Annotated in this window: 15 protein-coding genes; 10 read left to right on the top strand and 5 right to left on the bottom strand. The window is 74.1% G+C overall.

All coding sequences use genetic code 11. The annotated features are described in order from the left end of the window. Entirely contained in the window at nucleotides 1–1,539 is a 1,539-nt protein-coding gene (locus AB0N17_RS20535; RefSeq protein WP_366012811.1) for an FAD-dependent monooxygenase, read from the bottom strand. A gap of 125 nt (nucleotides 1,540–1,664) precedes the next feature. Here AB0N17_RS20535 and AB0N17_RS20530 point away from each other — a divergent pair, with 125 nt between their 5' ends. Then, nucleotides 1,665–2,261 carry a TetR family transcriptional regulator gene (locus AB0N17_RS20530; RefSeq protein ID WP_366012810.1) on the top strand — a complete coding sequence of 199 codons (597 nt, stop codon included), beginning with the start codon at nucleotides 1,665–1,667 and terminating at the stop codon, nucleotides 2,259–2,261. Between the two features lie 108 nt (nucleotides 2,262–2,369). Here AB0N17_RS20530 and AB0N17_RS20525 read toward each other — a convergent pair whose 3' ends face one another. The 3 genes from AB0N17_RS20525 to AB0N17_RS20515 all read right to left on the bottom strand — a co-directional run bounded on the left by AB0N17_RS20525 (nucleotide 2,370) and on the right by AB0N17_RS20515 (nucleotide 5,069). Then, complete coding sequence (locus AB0N17_RS20525) at nucleotides 2,370–2,645, bottom strand: hypothetical protein (protein ID WP_366012809.1); 276 nt, start codon at nucleotides 2,643–2,645, stop codon at nucleotides 2,370–2,372. Nucleotides 2,646–2,726: 81 nt separating this feature from the next. Further along, nucleotides 2,727–4,823, bottom strand: coding sequence for a 4-alpha-glucanotransferase (gene malQ, locus AB0N17_RS20520; RefSeq protein ID WP_366012808.1), 2,097 nt, complete (start codon nucleotides 4,821–4,823; stop codon nucleotides 2,727–2,729). Further along, complete coding sequence (locus AB0N17_RS20515) at nucleotides 4,824–5,069, bottom strand: hypothetical protein (RefSeq protein WP_366012807.1); 246 nt, start codon at nucleotides 5,067–5,069, stop codon at nucleotides 4,824–4,826. It abuts the gene before it with no gap. A gap of 169 nt (nucleotides 5,070–5,238) precedes the next feature. On the opposite strand from AB0N17_RS20515, the gene AB0N17_RS20510 reads away from it, so the two are divergent. The 5 genes from AB0N17_RS20510 (at nucleotide 5,239) to AB0N17_RS20490 (ending at nucleotide 9,608) form a co-directional block, all read left to right on the top strand. Further along, nucleotides 5,239–5,844 (top strand): RNA polymerase sigma factor, encoded by a 606-nt coding sequence (locus AB0N17_RS20510; RefSeq protein ID WP_366012817.1) that lies wholly within the window; start codon nucleotides 5,239–5,241, stop codon nucleotides 5,842–5,844. Next, nucleotides 5,841–6,821 (top strand): zf-HC2 domain-containing protein, encoded by a 981-nt coding sequence (locus AB0N17_RS20505; protein WP_366012806.1) that lies wholly within the window; start codon nucleotides 5,841–5,843, stop codon nucleotides 6,819–6,821. Before AB0N17_RS20510 ends, AB0N17_RS20505 begins: the two co-directional genes overlap by 4 nt. An 89-nt stretch (nucleotides 6,822–6,910) precedes the next feature. Further along, on the top strand, nucleotides 6,911–7,690 hold the full coding sequence (locus AB0N17_RS20500) for an ABC transporter ATP-binding protein (RefSeq protein ID WP_366012804.1): 780 nt from the start codon (nucleotides 6,911–6,913) through the stop codon (nucleotides 7,688–7,690). Continuing rightward, entirely contained in the window at nucleotides 7,687–9,009 is a 1,323-nt protein-coding gene (locus tag AB0N17_RS20495) for a hypothetical protein (RefSeq protein WP_366012803.1), read from the top strand. The genes AB0N17_RS20500 and AB0N17_RS20495 overlap by 4 nt, the downstream gene beginning before the upstream one ends. Then, a complete protein-coding gene (locus tag AB0N17_RS20490) occupies nucleotides 9,006–9,608 on the top strand; it encodes a hypothetical protein (protein WP_366012802.1) in 603 nt (200 codons plus the stop codon). The genes AB0N17_RS20495 and AB0N17_RS20490 overlap by 4 nt, the downstream gene beginning before the upstream one ends. A gap of 121 nt (nucleotides 9,609–9,729) precedes the next feature. Here the strand turns inward: AB0N17_RS20490 and AB0N17_RS20485 are convergent, their stop codons facing one another. Next, nucleotides 9,730–10,266 carry an HNH endonuclease gene (locus AB0N17_RS20485; RefSeq protein ID WP_366012801.1) on the bottom strand — a complete coding sequence of 179 codons (537 nt, stop codon included), beginning with the start codon at nucleotides 10,264–10,266 and terminating at the stop codon, nucleotides 9,730–9,732. Between the two features lie 326 nt (nucleotides 10,267–10,592). Between AB0N17_RS20485 and AB0N17_RS20480 the strand changes: the two genes are divergently transcribed. From AB0N17_RS20480 to AB0N17_RS20465, 4 genes are all read left to right on the top strand, one after another. Then, the gene (locus AB0N17_RS20480; protein WP_366012800.1) at nucleotides 10,593–11,705 is read left to right on the top strand and encodes a mechanosensitive ion channel family protein; all 1,113 of its coding nucleotides are present in this window, start codon (nucleotides 10,593–10,595) and stop codon (nucleotides 11,703–11,705) included. A 236-nt stretch (nucleotides 11,706–11,941) separates the two neighbouring features. Then, nucleotides 11,942–13,153 carry an ROK family transcriptional regulator gene (locus AB0N17_RS20475; RefSeq protein WP_366012799.1) on the top strand — a complete coding sequence of 404 codons (1,212 nt, stop codon included), beginning with the start codon at nucleotides 11,942–11,944 and terminating at the stop codon, nucleotides 13,151–13,153. Nucleotides 13,154–13,199: 46 nt separating this feature from the next. Then, complete coding sequence (locus AB0N17_RS20470; protein WP_366012798.1) at nucleotides 13,200–14,543, top strand: ABC transporter substrate-binding protein; 1,344 nt, start codon at nucleotides 13,200–13,202, stop codon at nucleotides 14,541–14,543. After that, complete coding sequence (locus tag AB0N17_RS20465; protein WP_366012797.1) at nucleotides 14,543–15,484, top strand: sugar ABC transporter permease; 942 nt, start codon at nucleotides 14,543–14,545, stop codon at nucleotides 15,482–15,484. The genes AB0N17_RS20470 and AB0N17_RS20465 overlap by 1 nt, the downstream gene beginning before the upstream one ends.

Genomic DNA, 15,484 nt, shown 5'->3' with positions numbered 1-15,484 from the left:
TCACCCGCGTACTGGGCGTACTCGGGTGGTCCGACAACGCGGCGAGGTGCCGTGCCGGGCGTCGCGGACCCGGGCTGATCCAAACGAAGCCCCCTGGCCACCGACGCGGGCGGCCACCGCCGCGCCGATCCGGGCGGGGTCGGCCGCGTCGGCCGCCCAGGCCACGTAGCCGTCGGGGCGCACCAGCACGGACGTCCGGCGGTCGCTCGCCCAGCGTGCCACCACCAGCCGGTCCGCGCGGCCGGGCCCCGCCTCGTACGGCTGCGGGGTGATCAGCACGAACCGGCCGCCGCGCAGGGCCTCGTAGAGACGGCCGCCGCCGGCCAGGGCCACGTCGGGCACGCGGGCGCCGGTGAGACGGTGGGCGCCCCGCGGCGCGGGGTAGCGGTAGCCGATGCCGGTGACCTGGGCGGCGACCGCGCGGCGGGCGGGGCCGACCGCGCCGAGGAAGCGGGTGAGCGCGGCCCGCGCCGCCAGCGTCCAGGGGCGCTTGGCCATGGCGAGGCGCACGATCCCGCCGCTGCTGCGCAGCACCGCCCGGCCGACCGGGTGCCGCTCGGCCTGGTAACTGTCCAGCAGTCCGGGGTCCGCGTGCCCGGCGACGACCGCGGCCAGCTTCCAGCTCAGGTTGGCCGCGTCCTGCAGCCCGGTGTTCATGCCCTGGCCGCCGGCCGGGGTGTGGACGTGCGCCGCGTCCCCGGCGAGGAAGACCCGGCCGGCCCGGTAGGCGGGCGCCTGCCGTTCGTCGCTGTGGAAGCGGGACATCCAGCGGGCGTCGTGCATCCCGAAGTCCCGGCCCAGCGCCAGCCGGGTGATCTCCTTGACCTCCGCCAGCTCCAGCGGCTCGCTGTCGGGCACGTCACGGCCCCGGTGCCAGCCGATCACGCGGTGGTAGCCGTCGCCGAAGGGTGCGAGGAAGGCGAAGGCGTCACCGACGGCGTTGACGGTGAGCAGGGCCGGGGGCTGCTCGGCGAGCCGGACGTCGGCGAGCACGACGGACCGGATCACCGACCGGCCCGGGAAGGGCAGCCCGATCGCCTCCCGTACGGCGCTGCGCATGCCGTCGGTGCCGACGACGTAGGCGGCCCGCAGGGTCCCCGTCTCCCCTTCGGGCCCGCGGACCTCGACCGTCACCCCGTCCGCGTCCTGCGTCAGGCCGGTCAGCTCGGTCTCGTGGCGGAATTCGGCGCCCGCGTCCAGCGCACGCTTCTCCAGCACCTTCTCGACCTCGTACTGCGGGAGGACCAGGAGGTGGTTGAAGCGGGAGGGCAGGGCGGCGAGGTCGACGGTGAGCCGGCCGAAGAGGCCGAGGCGGTCCAGGGGGCGGCCCACGGATTCGAGGGCGTCGGCGAGGCCGCGGGCGTCGAGCTGTTCGAGGGTGCGGGCGTGCAGGACGAAGGCGCGGGAGAGGTTGCTGATCCCGTGCGGGCGCTTCTCGACGACGGTGACCGGGACGCCGGCGGCGGCGAGGTCGCCGGCGAGGAGGAGGCCGGTGGGGCCGGAGCCGACGATGACGATGTTTCCCGTGGTGGCGTTCATGGGGGGGGCCTCCTGGGGGTGCCGTGCCAACAGGTGTTGGTCAACGCTTGTTGGCAAGCCTAGGACCGGCGCGCCCCTTCGGTCAACGCTTGTTGGCCTACAGATGTTGACCTACGCTCGTTGACATGACTGCCGATCACCCCACCAGCCCGCCCCGCCGCTCCAGCCCGCCCCGCCGCTCCGACGCCACCCGCACCGCCATCCTCACCGCCGCGCGCGACCGCTTCGCCGCCGACGGCTACGAGCGGGCCACCATCCGGGCCATCGCCAAGGACGCACGGATCGACCCGTCGATGGTGATGCGGTACTTCGGCAGCAAGGAGGGGCTGTTCGCGGCGGCCGTCGCGCTCGATCTGCGGCTGCCCGATCTGGCGCGGGTGGAGCGGGAGGAGATCGGGCGGGCGCTCGTGGGCCACTTCCTCGACCTGTGGGAGGAGAACGAGGAGCTGCGGGCCGTGCTGCGGGTCGGCGTCACCAACCAGGCCGGGGCCGAGCGGATGCAGGGCATCTTCCGGGAGCAGCTGCTGCCGGTGGCCCGTCAGGTGTGTCCCGACCCCGAGCAGGTGCCGGCGCGGGCCGCGCTGTGTGCCGCGCAGGTGCTCGGCATGGCCCTGACCCGTTACGTGCTGCGGCTGCCGGCGGCGGCGGAACTCTCCCGCGAGGAGCTGGTGGCGTGGCTCGGGCCGACCGTGCAGCGGTACCTGACCGCGCCGCATCCGTAAGAGGGCGGGGAAGAGCGAAACGCCGAGGGCGCCGGCCTCACCCGGGTACGGCGTGCGCGCGTACCGACGGGAGGAGGGGCGCCCTCGGCGGGAGAGCCGGCAGTCCGGTCAGGCCTTGGCCTCGGACTTGACGTTGATGTTGGACGAGGTGGTGTCCTTCTTCTTGTGGGACTTGTCCAGTGCCATCACCAGACCGGCGATCACCACGAACAGCGCCACCGGGAGCAGCACGTACAGGCCCAGCGTCTGGACGACGCTCAGGCCCGGGCCGGGGTCGTCGCCGTCGTCGCGGGTCAGCGCGAGCGCGGGGGACGACATGAGCAGCATCATCAGCGTCGTACCGGCGGCCAGGGCGCCGGCGCGCAGGGCGTTCTTCTTGTCCACGCCTTCAAGTTAGCGAATCACCCGGAAGGCCGCGCGTCCGGGGTCCCGTAGCGAGGTCTCGCGGGCCGCCGCCGAAGACGCTCAGGGTGCCCGGCCCTCCCTGAGCACCTCCAGCAGTCCCCTGAGCCGCGGTGACGCCACCAGCTCCTCCAGCGGCACCGGGCGTCCCTCGCGGTCGGCGATCGGCAGCCGCCAGTTCGGGTACTGGTCCCACGTCCCGGGCAGGTTCTGCGGGCGGCGGTCGCCCACTCCGTCCGGCAGCCAGACGCCGACGAGGCGGGCCGGGGTGCGCAGCAGGAAGCGGTGGACGGCGCGGATCTCCTCCTCCTCGTCGGAGCCGGGCGGCCCGGCGGCCGTGAGGTCCAGCAGACCGAGACTGCCCAGCAGGGCGAGCCACTCGGCGGCGTCGGCGGTGGCCTCGGCGCGTTCCTCGGCGGCCGGGCGGGTGAGCAGGCCGAGGCGGTCGCGCAGGTCCACGTGCTCGCCGGTGAGCCGGGCGGCGGTGGGCGGCAGGTCGTGGGTGGTGGCCGTGGCCAGACAGTCGGCGCGCCAGCGTTCGGGGGGCAGCGGGTGGCCGTCGCCCTCCCAGTCCCGTTCGAACCACAGCACCGAGGTGCCGAGCAGCCCGCGCCGCTGCAGGGTCTCGCGGACACCGGGTTCGACGGTGCCCAGGTCCTCCCCGATGACGACGGCCCCGGCCCGGGTGGCCTCCAGGGCGAGGAGGGCGAGCATGGCGTCGGCGTCGTAGCGGACGTAGGTGCCCTCGGCGGGCGGGCTGCCCTGGGGCACCCACCAGAGCCGGAACAGGCCCATGACGTGGTCGATGCGCAGGGCGCCGGCGTAGCGGAAGAGGGCGCGCAGCAGGTCGCGGTAGGGGGCGTAGCCGCAGGCGGCGAGCCGGTCGGGGCGCCAGGGCGGCAGACCCCAGTCCTGGCCGCGGGCGTTGAAGGCGTCCGGCGGGGCGCCGATCGAGGTGCCGTCGGCGAAGACGTCCTGCTGGGCCCAGGCGTCCGCGCCGCCCGGGTGCACGCCGACGGCGAGGTCGTGCACGATCCCCACGGACATGCCGGCCTCGCGGGCGGCGCGCTGGGCGGCGCGCAGCTGGCCGTCGGTGAGCCAGGCGAGGCGGGTGTGGAAGGCGACGCGGTCGGCGAGGCCGGTGCGGGCGCGGGCGGTCTCGGCCGAGCGGGGGTCGCGCAGGCCGCCGGGCCAGCCGTGCCAGTCGGAGCCGTGGACCTCGGCGAGGGCGTACCAGGTGGCGTGGTCGTCGAGGGCCTGGCCGTGGGCGGCGCGGAAGGCGTCGTAGGCGGCCTGGCGGCCCGGTGGGAGGGGAACGCGAAGGACGGTCTCCAGGGCCTCCCGCTTCAGTTCCCACACCGCGTCCCGGTCGATGAGGGCGCCCTTGTCCAGGACGGTGGCCCGCAGCCGGTCGGCCCGCTCCAGCAGGGTGCGCAGGCGGCCCTGGTCCTCGGCGTAGGCGAACTCGGGGACGTCCTCGATCCGCAGGTGCACGGGGTCGGGGAAGCGGCGGGAGGAGGGGCGGTACGGGGACGGGTCGGTGGGGGCGCCGGGTACGGCCGCGTGCAGCGGGTTGACCTGGACGAACCCGGCGCCCGCCGCGCGTCCGGCCCAGCCGGCCAGCTCGGCGAGGTCGCCGAGGTCGCCCATGCCCCAGGAGCGGCGGGAGAGCAGCGAGTACAGCTGGACGAGGAGGCCGTAGGAGCGGCCGGGCGGGTCGGGCAGCCGGTCGGGGGCGACGACGAGGTGGGCGGTCGCCGTGCGGCCGTCGGGCGCGAGCGCGGTCAGCAGGTGCACGCCGAGCGGCAGGCCGGCGGCGGTGTCGCGCTCCTCGCCGTCCTCCGTGCGCACCCGCAGCCGGGTGCCGGCGGGCAGGGCGGCGAGGGCGGCGGGCGGCTCCGCACCGGCCCAGTGGACCAGGGTCGGCGGCAGCAGGCGTTCCCGCAGCTCGCGCTCCCGGTCGGCGAGCGCGGCGCGGACCGCGTCCGGGCCGTCCGCGTCGACGCCGAGGGCGGCCAGGGCGGCGACCACGGCGGAGGCGGGGACCGGGACGGTGCGGTCGGGGGCGGGGCTGTAGGAGGTGGCGACTCCGTGCAGCCCGGCGAGCCGGGCCAGGTCCGCCGCGTGCGGTCCGGCGTTCTCGTCGGGGGCTGCCGCCATCTACAGCCCCGCGCCGAAGGAGTCCGGGAAGGGGTCGGACTCGCTGGTCAGCGGGGTGACGTCGGCGAGTGGGGGTTCGCTGGTCAGGGGCTCGGCGTCGGGCAGCGGCGGTTCGCTGGTCAGCGGGGTCTGCACGCAGGCGCTCTCCGCGCTGAAGACGCAGAGCCCCGGCTCCACGAGATGGGCGGACAGGTCCGCCCCGGGTTTGGACTGGGCGGGGATCGAGAGGCGGGCCGATGCGGGCACGGCGGTCTCCTTGTGGGTGCGTCGTCGGATACGGCTTCTGTCGGGTCAGGGCAGGCCTACCCAGTGAGGGCGTCGGCACGCGTGACGGTCTGCGGAGCACCTGAGCGTGTCCGCGTGATCCGCCGCCGGCCCGGTGATCGATAGAGGGGGTGTGAGACTGTTCCGCCCCGTGGGGGGCCAACGGGAGAACGACGGCGGGGCCAGCGGGGATGCGGCGCTGTTGCGGGCCGTAGCCGCGGGGGACGCGGAGGCCATGGCGGCCCTGTACGACCGGCACGCGGGGTGGCTGCACGCCCGGCTGACCCGGCGCTGCGCCGATCCGGAGCAGGTCCGTGAAGTGGTGCAGGACACGTTCGTCACGGTGTGGCGGTCGGCGGCCGGGCACCGCGGGGAGGAGGCGGGCGGCTGGCTGTGGACGATCGCCGCGCGCCGGCTGGTCGACGCGCGGCGGGCACAGGAGCGGGCCGCGCGGGTGACGGCGGCCCCGCTTCAGACGCCGGACGGCTCCCCGGAGCCCGCCGCCGCGCCGTCCGCCGAGGACAGAGTGCTGGCGGGGCTGGAGTACGGCGATGTCGGCACCGCGCTCGACCGGATCTCCCCGGAGCTGCGCGAGGTGCTGCGCGCGACCGTCGTGGACGGGCTGAGCACCCGTGAGGCGGCCCGGCTGCTCGGCATCCCGGAGGGCACGGTGAAGTCCCGGGCCCGGCGCGCCCGGGCGGAACTGCGGGCGGCGCTGGCCCAGTTGAACCCGTCGCCGCTGGGAGGCACGGCATGACGAACGGCAACGCCCGCATCTGGCACCTGTCCGCTGACCTCGTGGCCCGGTACGCCGACGGCTCGCTGCCCGAGCCGGACGCCTGGTCCCTGGAGAAGCACGTGGAGGGCTGCGCGGGGTGTGCGGCCCGGGTGTCGCAGGCCGTATCGGGCACGGCGGCCGGGGCGGTCCTCGCGCGGATCCGGGCATCGGTCCTGGAGACGGTCCTGACCACGGAGGTGGGGGCCGGGCACGGGCAGTCCCCGGCGCGGACCGCGCACGAGCGGTCTCCGGCGCCGACCGCGCACGAGCAGTCCCCGGCGCCGACCGCGCACGAGCAGTCCCCGGTCCGGCAGGCGCCCCCCGCCGTGTCACGGCTCGCGCGGCTGTTGTGGGCCGCCGGGCCGGCCGTGCGCGGGGCGTGGCTGCCGGCCGTGCTCGTCGTGGCCGCCGGCGCGCTGGCCCTCGCGTACGGGGCAGGGTTCCCGGCGGCGCGGGCGCTGCTGCTGGCGGTCGCGCCGGTGGTGCCGGTGGCCGGGATCGCCGTGTCCTACGGCCCGCACGCCGACCCGCTGCACGAGATCGCCGCGGCCACTCCCGGCGGCGGGCTGCGGCTCGCCCTCACCCGGACGGTCGCCGTCCTCGCGGTGAGCGTGCCGCTGCTGACCGTCACCGGCCTGCTGCTGCCCGCCTCGGGCGCGCCGGCCGCGGCGGCCTGGCTGCTGCCGGGGCTGGCCCTGGCGCTGGGCTCGCTGGCCCTGGCCTCCTTCGTCGGCTGCCGGACGGCCGCGCTGGTGACGGGGGGCGGCTGGCTGGCGGCGGTGCTGGGTCCGGTGTCCGCCGACCCGGGCGAGCGCAGCGGCGCGCGGCTGGCCGAGCAGCTCTCGCGCTGCCTGGACGGCTTCGGCGCGCAGGGCGCCTGGGCGGCGGCGGCCGTGCTGAGCGCCGTCCTGCTGACCGCCCGCCGTCCCGCGTACGACCGCCCGCTCGGCCGGTGACCGCGGACGACCCGCGTCCCGCCCGGCTTCCCCGCTTGACCGAACCCCTCCTTCCTGGAGCACCGTTGACCTCGCTTCCTGGAGCACCGTTGACCTCGATACACGTGACCGGGCTGCGCGTCCGGCACCGCAAGACGCTTGCCCTCGACTCCCTCGACCTCGCTCTGGGCACCGGTGTGCACGGGCTGCTCGGCCCGAACGGGGCCGGGAAGACCTCGCTGATCCGGGTGCTGGCCACGGTGGCCCGGCCGGACGCCGGGCGGGTGGAGATCCTCGGCGAGGACACCGCCGAGCAGCGCGGCCGCACCGAGGCGCGGCGCCGGCTCGGCTATCTGCCGCAGGAGTTCGGCTACTACCCGGGCTTCACCGTGCGGGAGTTCGTCGCCTACGTGGCCTGGCTGAAGGAGGTGCCCGCCGACCGGGTGCCGCGGGCCGTGGAGCGGGCCGTGGCCCGGGTGGGGCTCGCGGACCGGATCGACGCGAAGGTGAAGACGCTGTCCGGGGGCATGGTCCGCCGCGTCGGCATCGCGCAGGCCGTCGTCAACGACCCCGCCGTCCTGCTGCTGGACGAACCGACGGCCGGGCTCGACCCGGAGCAGCGCGTGGAGTTCCGCGAGCTGCTGCGCGAGCTGGGCGTCTCGGCGACGGTCGTGGTCTCCACCCACCTGGTGGAGGACGTGGCCGCCGCCTGCACCGAGGTCACCCTCCTGGACGGCGGCCGGGTCGCCTACCGGGGCACGCCCGAGGCGCTCACGCTGCTCGGCGAGACCGCGGAGGGCCCCGGCGACCATCCGATCGAGCGCGGGTACACCGCCGCGCTGCGGGCCCACCGCACGGCGGGCGCGGGGACGCGGGAGGCCGTGCGATGACCCTGGCCGTCGGACAGAAGGCGAAGGCGCCGCGGGCGCCGCACCCCCTGCGCGCGGAGTCCGTGCGCGGTTTCGCCCCGTTCGCGGGGGCCGTGGTCGCGGCGACGCTCGGCGTGCTGCTGGCCGGCACGGCGAGACGGTGGCAGGGCGACTGGGGTGCGACCGCCGCGGAGCTGCACGACGCACTGGTGATCGCGGTGCCGCTGGCCGCCGCGGCGGGCTGCTGGCAGGGCGGACGGGAGCGGCGGCGGCGCACCGAGGAGCTGTGGGGGACGGCAGTACGCGCGCCGCTCGTCCGGTTCCTGGCCGCGGCGCTCCCGCTGACGGCCTGGGTGAGTGCCGGCTACCTGACCGCCGGGGCCGCCGCGCTGCTCGCGACCGCGCCGTACGCGACGGGCGGCGGGCCGCACCCGGGGCTGCTGCCCGGGGACACGGTGGCCCTGGCGTCGGCCGCGCTGCTCGGCCATGTCGTCGGCCGGGTGCTGCCGACGCGGCTCGCGGCGCCGCTGCTGGCCCTGGCCGGGTACGTGGGGCTCGGGGTGGCGAGGGCCGCCCGCTCGGGCTCCGGCAGCCCGCTCGGCCCCGCGTTCCCGGTCGGTGACGGCCGGCTGCCCGTGTGGTGGCTGATCCCGGCGACGGCCGCGTGGACCGGGGGCCTGGCGCTCGCCGCCGTGCTGGCGTACGCCGCCCGGCGCCGGGCTACGGCCCTGCTGCCGCTGGCCGCCGCGGTGGCCGCGGGTGCGCTGCTGGTGCACACCGGCGACGGGCTGTGGCGCCCCGACCCGCTCGCCGCTCGCCAGGTGTGTGACACCTCGACCACTCCGGCGATCTGCGTGAACGCCCGGTACGCGAACCTGTTGCCGCAGATCGAGACGGCTCTGTCGGGGATCACCGGCAAGCTGGACGGGGTGCGCGACCTGCCGGTGCGCTGGGCGGACCGGCCGGGCGTGCCGCACCGCGACGAGGTCCAGCTGCCGATGCTGACGCCGATCGGCTGGTATGTCGTACGGGGGCGGCTGACGAACCCCAGGCAGTACGCCTGGGAGGCCGCCGTCGCGCTGGGCCACGGCGAGTGCACGAACCCGCGCGTGCGGGAGCTGGACGAGCTGGTCGAGCACTACCTGGCTCCCAGCCCCGCCGAGTCCCGCTTCGACGACCTGGCCGCGCACGGCTCCCGGGCCGACCGGGCCGCTCTGCGCAGGCAGGTGGCCGCCCGGGCGCACCTGGCGTCGATGGGCGAGAAGGAACGCCGGGCATGGCTGTCGGTGTACTTCGCGACGACGGGCGGCTGTGACGTCCGGGGGGTGCCGGCGCTGTGAACGGCCTCCTCCTGCACGCCCGCTCCCGCGCCCTGCCGCTCACGCTGGCCGCGCTCGCCGGTACCACCGCGTTCGCGGTATGGGCCGCCGGCCGGCTGGACGGCTACCTGGACCCCGACCGCCGGGTGCCGATCGTGGCGCTGGCCCCGCTACTGGCCTCGGCCGCGATCGGGACGAGCCTGTACACGGCCTCGGCGGAGCTGGAGGGTACGGCCGTCAGGCCGTGGTGGCCGCGGCGGCTGGCCCAGCTCGCGCTGCTCACCGCGCTGGCGGCGGCCCTGCTGCCGCTGGCGGTCCTCGGTCACGCCCAGACCTTCGGGCCGCCCGCCATGATCCGCAACACCCTGGGCTGTACGGGCGTCACCGCGGCGGCCGCCGTCCTCCTGGGCGCCCGCCTGAGCTGGCTGCCGGCCTTCGCCTACGTCTCCGCCGTGTACATGGGCGGCCACGGCGCCCGGGGCCGCGCGGCGACGGTGTGGGCGTGGCCGGTGCGGCCGGGGGCGGAGACGGGCGCGTGGGCGGCGGCCGTCACCTTGTTCGCGCTGGGGGCGGCTCTGTACTCGGTCAGAGGTGAGCGCCGGGAAGAACCGGCACCCTAGGGGCGCGGGGCCGTGCCGGCGTGCGGCTCCGCCGCGTGGGCGCGACCGGCCACGGACGGCCGGCGGTCACCGGACCACGACCACCACGCCCCCTGGGGCGCAAAAAAGACCGGCCCGGAACTCAGGCGGATATGCCGTCGATCCGGGCCATGGCATCGTCCGCGCCGTACGGCTGCAGATAGGGCAGCCACTGCGGATCGCGATGCCCGGTACCGATGATCCTCCAGGCCAGCCCGCTCGGCGGAGCCGGTTTGTGCCGCAGCCGCCAGCCCAGCTCGACGAGGTGACGGTCGGCCTTGACGTGGTTGCAGCGGCGGCAGGAGGCCACCACGTTGTCCCAGACGTGCTTGCCCCCGCGGCTGCGCGGGATGACGTGGTCGACGCTGGTTGCGACGCCACCGCAGTACATGCACCGGCCCCCGTCCCGGGCGAACAGCGCCCGGCGGGTCAGAGGAACGGGCCCCCGATAGGGAACCCGGACGAATCGCTTGAGCCGGACCACGCTGGGTGCGGGGACTGTGACGGTCGCGCTGTGCATATAGGCGCCGGATTCCTCGAGGGAGACGGCCTTGTTCTCCAGGACGAGGACGAGCGCGCGGCGGAGCGGTACGACGCCGAGCGGCTCGTACGACGCGTTGAGGACCAGGACGTGCGGCACGGGTGCCTCCTTGGGCGTCGGCGGCGCGTGGCTCGCGCCGGGACGATCTGCAGTCAGTCTCCCCTCATGCCTGGTGGAAGCGCCACCATGTCCCGGTAACGGGCTGGGAGTGTTTTCGACCACACCTGATTCATCCCCCGGATCACGGCCTGTTCAAGCGGGGGTGAGCCGCGTCTCTCCTGCGCCCCTCCTTCGCGGATCCGGGCGAGCCACACACAATGCCCCGTTAGTGTGGTGGTCCTGTCCGTCCGGTGACCTTTTCGTGACCTTGAAGACATTGACCGCTCCGCCGTTACGGACCATGCAGCACCTTGGAGGTACCTGCCGTGTCGTCCTTGCCCGCCGTCCTCCTGGCCGCCGGTGCCTCGCCGACCCCGTCCCCCTCCCCCTCGGGCTCCACGGCGCCGGCCGTGCCGTCGCTCCAGGACGCCCAGGAGAGCGCGACGAACGCGGCGAGCTGGGTCGAGCAGAACTGGTCGACGTGGCTCGCGATGGGCCTGCAGATCCTGCTGATCGTGGTCGTGGCGGTGGCGCTGCGGGCGGTGGTGCGGCGGGCGATCAGCAAGCTGATCGACCGGATGGGCCGCACCCCGCAGGCCACGGACGGCGGCTCGCTGGGCGGGCTCCTGGTCAACGCCGAGCGGCGGCGGCAGCGGTCGGCGGCGATCGGTTCGGTGCTCCGCTCGGTGGCGAGTTTCCTGATCCTCGGTACGGCCGCGCTGATGGTGCTGGGCACCTTCAAGATCAATCTGGCGCCGCTGCTGGCGTCGGCCGGTGTGGCCGGTGTGGCGATCGGCTTCGGCGCGCGGAACCTGGTCACGGACTTCCTCTCCGGCGTGTTCATGATCCTGGAGGACCAGTACGGCGTCGGTGACGTCATCGACGCGGGTGTGGCCTCCGGCGAGGTGATCGAGGTCGGGCTGCGGGTGACCAAGCTGCGCGGCGCGGAGGGCGAGATCTGGTACGTGCGCAACGGCGAGGTCAAGCGGATCGGCAACCTCTCGCAGGGCTGGGCGACGGCGGGGATCGACGTGACCGTGAAGGCGAGCGAGGACCTGGACCGGGTCAAGGCCACGCTCGACGACGTCGCCGAGCACATGAGCAAGGAAGAGCCCTGGAACGAGCTGCTCTGGGGCCCCGTCGAGGTGCTCGGCCTGGACTCGGTCCTGATCGACTCCATGGTGGTGCGGATCTCGGCCAGGACGATGCCGGGCAAGGCGCTGACGATCGAGCGGGAGCTGCGCTGGCGCGTCAAGCGGGCCTTCGACGCGGCGAGCATCCGCATCGTGGGCGGGGCGACGGCGGCGGAGGACGCCGAGGACGTCCCGGACCCGACGGCGACGGTGGCGGCCCCCTCGGTGTACGCCAACGCGGACTCCCCGCAGACGGCGGCGACGGCCCCGATCACCGCCCAGCGGTCGACGCCACCGGCGAAGTAGGACGACGGTCCGGGACGCCGGTCCGAGAGCCCCTCACCGCCCCGCCCCCGAGGTAACGAGTCCATCGCCTCGGGGGCGTCGTCTATTGACGCCCCCTTCGTCCTGGGCTTACGTTCCTCCCACCCGAATAGGAAACTTTCCTAACAGTGATCTTCCGTGCGGCCGGTGATCAAGACTGGACGCCTTCCCCGGGTCACTGAGAAGCTGGGCGGCTGGAAAGGCAGGTGTCGACCCCCATGGCAGGAACCGCCGGCACGCCGGGCACCCCTCGCGTCCTGCGCGCCATGAACGACCGCGCCGCCCTGGACCTGCTGCTGGAGCACGGCCCGCTCTCGCGCACCCGCATCGGCAAGCTCACCGGCCTGTCCAAGCCGACCGCCTCGCAGCTGCTGGCCCGCCTGGAGGCGGCCGGGCTGGTCCGGGTCACCGGCACCAGCGAGGGCCGGCCGGGCCCCAACGCCCAGCTGTACGCGGTCGACCCGGGCGCCGCGTACGCCGCGGGCCTCGACGTCACCCCCGACCGCATCCGCGCCGCCGTCGCCGACATCACCGGCCGCACGGTCGGCGAGTTCGCCCTGCCCACCCCCGGCCGGCGACCGGCCCAGCCCGTCGTCCAGCAGGTCACCGACGCCCTCGACGGCGCCGTCAAGGCCGCGGGGCTGGCCCGCGGCGACGTCCACCGCCTGGTCATCGGCACCCCCGGCGCCTTCGATCCCACCACCGGGCGCCTGCGCTACGCCTCCCACCTGCCCGGCTGGCACTCCCCCACGCTGCTCGACGAACTGGCCGCCGCGCTGCCGATGCCGGTCGAGTACGAGAACGACGTCAACCTCGTCGCCCTCGCCGAACAGCGGCTCGGCGCGGCGCGCGGTCACACGGACTTCGTGCTGCTGTGGAACCAGGAGGGCCTCGGTGCCGCCCTGGTCCTCGGCGGCCGGCTGCACCGCGGCTTCACCGGCGGTGCCGGCGAGGTCGGCTTCCTGCCGGTGCCGGGCACGCCCCTGGTGCGCCAGGTGACCAAGGCCAACAGCGGCGGCTACCAGGAGCTGGCCGGCTCCCAGGCGCTGCCGAAGCTGGCCCGCGAACTCGGTGTCGGGGACCTGCCGTCGGGGCCGTACAGCGAGGTCGCCGCCGAGCTCGTCGCCCGGGCCGCCGACCATGCCGGCGGCCCCCACCGGGAGCTGCTGCGGACCTACGCGACCCGGCTGGCCACCGGTCTCGCCTCGCTCGTCTCCGTCCTCGATCCCGAACTCGTCGTCCTCAGCGGCTCCGCCCTGACGTCCGGCGGCGAGGTGCTGCGCGCCCTCGTCCAGGCCGAGCTGGAGGAGCTGGCGGCGGCCCGCCCCCGGCTGGTCGTCGGCGACGTCCGTGAACACCCCGTGCTGCGCGGCGCGTTGGAGTCCGCGCTCGCGACCACCCGCGACGAGGTCTTCGACACCTCGCGCTGAGCGTCTCGCCCCTCCTCACCGACCCCCGTCCCTGGGAGACCTCGCCATGCCCACAGCCATACCCGAAGTCGCCCGAAAAGCGGCTTTCGTCCTGACCGTGTCCGCCGTGCTCCTCACCACCGCCTGTACCGGGCAGTCGAACTCGGGCGCCACGGACGACGCCTCCAAGGACACGACGATCAACTTCTGGCACGCCTGGAGCGCGCCGAACGAGGTCGCGGCGGTCAAGTCCCTGGTCACCGGCTTCGAGAAGGCGCACCCCAACATCCATGTGAACGTCGTCGGCAACATGACCGACGACAAGATCAACCAGGCGCTGCGCTCCGGCGGCGACATGGCGCCGGACGTGATCTCCTCGTTCACCACCAACAACGTGGGCAAGTTCTGCTCCTCGGGCGCGCTGGTCGACCTGAACCCCTTCTTCGAGAAGTCCGGGATCGACGCCGGGAAGACGTTCCCGAAGGCGATGAACGAGTACACCCAGTTCGACGGCGACCGCTGCACGGTCCCGCTGCTCGGTGACGCGTACGGGCTCTACTACAACAAGACGGCGTTCGCGAAGGCCGGTATCGAGAACCCGCCGAAGACCTGGTCCGAGTTCGAGGCGGACGCGAAGAAGCTGACGGTCCCGCAGGGCGACGGCTACCGGCAGCTCGGCTTCATGCCGGACTACCACGGCTGGGAATCGACCACCGAGCACTACTTCGGGCAGTTCTCGCCGACGTACTTCGACAAGAACGGCAAGTCGAACGTGGCCGCGGACCCGGCGTTCGAAAAGGGCTTCACCCTGCAGAGGAAGCTCGTGGACGAGCTCGGCGGATTCCAGAAGCTGGAGAAGTTCCGGGCCACGCTCGGCGACGAGTGGGGCGCCAAGCACCCCTTCCACACCGGTCAGGTCGCCATGCAGCTCGACGGCGAGTGGCGGCTCGGCATGGCCGAGGCCGCGAAACCGAAGTTCGCGATCGGAGTGGCCCCGCTGCCCGTCCCGGACGACCAGGCCGACCAGTACGGCAAGGGCTACATCACCGGCACCATCACGGGCATCGCCGCGAGCAGCCACAAGCAGAACGCGGCCTGGGAGTTCGTCAAGTACATCAGCACGGACACCGATGCCGTGGTCGGTTTCGCCAACGGCATCCACAACGTGCCCTCCACCCTGGCCGCGCTGAAGTCCCCGAAACTGACGTACGACCCCCGCTTCAAGACCTTCCTCGACATCGCCGCCGATCCCCGCTCCACCACCTCCCCCGCCTCCGTCAACGGCGGCCAGTACCTGGTGACGATCCAGCAGCTGGGCTACGACTACGAGAGCGGCAAGGTCACCGATCTGAAGGCCGGCCTGAAGAAGGCGGCCGCCCAGATCGACACGGACATCGCGCAGGCGCGGTGATGAGCGCCGTCACACTCGCGTCGAAACGCCGGCGCTCGGCCCTGCGCACGCTCGCCTTCATGTCGCCGTGGCTCGTCGGCTTCGCGGTCTTCTTCGCCTACCCGCTGACCTCGACGGTCTATTTCTCCTTCATGCACTACGACGGTTTCCGGCCGCCGACGTGGAGCGGCGGGAAGAACTGGGAGTACGTCTTCGAGCACTACCCCCTGTTCTGGCCCGCCCTGCGCAACACGCTGTGGCTGGTGCTGGTGACGGTGACCCTCCGGGTGCTCTTCGGGCTCGGCATCGGCCTGCTCATCACGAAGATCAAGACCGGCACGGGGGTCTTCCGCACCCTGTTCTACCTGCCGTACCTGGCCCCGCCGGTCGCGGCGACCATGGCCTTCGCCTTCCTGCTCAACCCCGGTACGGGGCCGGTCAACTCGATCCTGGACAAGGCCGGCATCCCTGCGCCGGGCTGGTTCAACGACCCCTCCTGGTCCAAGCCGGCCCTGACCCTGCTGGCGCTGTGGGGCATCGGCGACCTGATGGTCATCTTCATGGCCGCGCTGCTCGACGTGCCGACGGAGCAGTACGAGGCCGCCGAACTGGACGGGGCGTCGGCCTGGCAGCGGTTCCGGTTCGTCACGCTGCCGAACATCTCCCCGATCGTGATGTTCGCCGTCGTCACCGGAGTGATCCAGACGATGCAGTACTACACGCAGCCGCTGATCGCCGGGAAGGTCGCCTCGGGTGTGATCCAGGGCGCGGGCACCCAGTTCGAGCCCGGCTATCCGGAGAAGTCCACGCTGACCCTCCCCCAGCTCGTCTACAACCTCGGCTTCCAGCGCTTCGACTACGGATCCGCGTGTGTCGTGGCCCTGGTGCTCTTCGCCCTGTCGATGGCGTTCACCGCTCTGCTGATGCGGCGCCGGGGCGGTCTCATCCAGGCAGGTGACTGA

It is taken from the genome of Streptomyces sp. NPDC051133 (assembly GCF_040682635.1).
Classification (GTDB): domain Bacteria; phylum Actinomycetota; class Actinomycetes; order Streptomycetales; family Streptomycetaceae; genus Streptomyces.
This window is presented reverse-complemented; position numbering and strand designations above follow the sequence as displayed.

Excerpts from the sequence above, each read along its gene's own strand:
- AB0N17_RS20470 (WP_366012798.1), top strand. The coding sequence starts at position 13,200 with ATGCCCACAGCCATACCCGAAGTCGCCCGAAAAGCGGCTTTCGTCCTG.
- AB0N17_RS20475 (WP_366012799.1), top strand. The coding sequence starts at position 11,942 with ATGGCAGGAACCGCCGGCACGCCGGGCACCCCTCGCGTCCTGCGCGCC.
- malQ (WP_366012808.1), bottom strand. The coding sequence starts at position 4,823 with ATGGCGGCAGCCCCCGACGAGAACGCCGGACCGCACGCGGCGGACCTG.
- AB0N17_RS20535 (WP_366012811.1), bottom strand. The coding sequence starts at position 1,539 with ATGAACGCCACCACGGGAAACATCGTCATCGTCGGCTCCGGCCCCACC.
- AB0N17_RS20530 (WP_366012810.1), top strand. The coding sequence starts at position 1,665 with ATGACTGCCGATCACCCCACCAGCCCGCCCCGCCGCTCCAGCCCGCCC.
- AB0N17_RS20505 (WP_366012806.1), top strand. The coding sequence starts at position 5,841 with ATGACGAACGGCAACGCCCGCATCTGGCACCTGTCCGCTGACCTCGTG.
- AB0N17_RS20495 (WP_366012803.1), top strand. The coding sequence starts at position 7,687 with ATGACCCTGGCCGTCGGACAGAAGGCGAAGGCGCCGCGGGCGCCGCAC.
- AB0N17_RS20465 (WP_366012797.1), top strand. The coding sequence starts at position 14,543 with ATGAGCGCCGTCACACTCGCGTCGAAACGCCGGCGCTCGGCCCTGCGC.